Origin of the sequence: Azospirillum griseum (genome assembly GCF_003966125.1) — a bacterium.
GTDB classification, from domain to species: domain Bacteria; phylum Pseudomonadota; class Alphaproteobacteria; order Azospirillales; family Azospirillaceae; genus Azospirillum; species Azospirillum griseum.
In genome coordinates this window covers 1-1,319 of sequence record NZ_RXMA01000098.1, presented here as the reverse complement: position 1 = coordinate 1,319, position 1,319 = coordinate 1, and the positions used below count along the sequence as shown (strand labels likewise).

General features: G+C 65.0%; 1 protein-coding gene. It reads right to left on the bottom strand.

The features are described from left to right. Window positions 1-5: 5 nt before the first annotated feature. On the bottom strand, window positions 6-1,232 hold the full coding sequence (locus EJ903_RS26300; protein ID WP_126620813.1) for an ISAzo13 family transposase: 1,227 nt from the start codon (window positions 1,230-1,232) through the stop codon (window positions 6-8). Window positions 1,233-1,319 lie beyond the last annotated feature (87 nt).

Genomic DNA, 1,319 nt, shown 5'->3' with positions numbered 1-1,319 from the left:
AGGAATCACGCCAAATTAAGTACGTTGTTTTCCGCCCGGGGAGCGATGGTGTAGTTCCACTCTGGATGGAAGTCGTTTGGGGTTATCCTGAGGGCTTCCATCTCGGCGTCTGTGACCTTGATGCCCTTGGCGTACTCGGTGGTGTCGAGTTCGCAGGCGACGGTCAGACCGGTCTTGGTGGTGGTTGCGGCAATCAGTTCGACGACGGCGAGCCGACTGGTCAGCGGTCTGGCGCGCCAGTTCTGTGAAATGTGGCAAAAGAGCCTGTGCTCGATCTTGTTCCATTTCGAGGTGCCCGGCGGGTAGTGGCACACCTGGATGGTCAGACCGAGTTCATCGGCCAGCTTCTGCACCTCCACCTTCCACAGCCGCACCCGGGCGCCGTTGGAGCCGCCGCCGTCGGCGGTGATCATCAGCGTGCGGGCTTCCGGGTAGCGGGCCTGTCCCATCGTCTGCCACCAGCGGCGGATGGTCTGGACGGCGAACTGGGCGGTGTCGTGCGTCACCCCGACGCTTACCCAGCCACTGTTGGCACCGATGTCATAGACGCCATAGGGGATGGCCTTGCCCAACGCCTTGTTCTCGAAGTCGTGGTCGTTGACCCGGCGCGGCTTGCCTTCGGCGCGCCATTCCGTCCCGGCATTTCTGTAATTGCCGATCAATTCCTTCTTCTTGGTGTCCACCGAAATGACCGGATCGCCGGCGACCTGAGCGGCCAACACCTGGGCGTTGATGTGCTCGAACTGCGTGTCACGGTCGGGATGCCCGTGGCCCGCGTTGGCCTTGCGGTTGCCCTGCCGGGAAAAGCCCAGCCGACGCAGCAGGCGGCGCACCGAATTGGCCGACACCCGATGGCCGTTGGCCCGCAGCGCCCCCGCCAGTTTCTCCAGGCTCTTGGACACCCACAGCAGCGGGCGTTCCGGACAGCCCAGCGTCATCGGCGCGATCAGGTCCAGCAGGTCACGCTCCAGCGTCGCGTCCTTGTCCGTCAGCCGCTTGCGCCCGCCGCCCGGTCGGCGCAAGCGTGGCCCGGATGGCGGCGCGCCCTCGACAATCTCCTTCAGCCCGCGCCCGATGGTGCTCGGCGCGATGCCGGTGGCCCGCGCCACTGCGGCGATCCCGCCATAGCCCAGCGCCTGCGCTTGGGTAGCGGCAAACAGACGGCGGCTCCGCTCGTCCAAGCTCGGACACAGAAGGGCGTATTGGCGACGCAGCGCGGCTTCATCAATCATGCCGTCGAGTCTACCCGCAGCGACTCCCGCTGAAAATCCCCGACCGCACCACAAGCCAAGCCGATTCATCTATTTTGAATCGGCTCC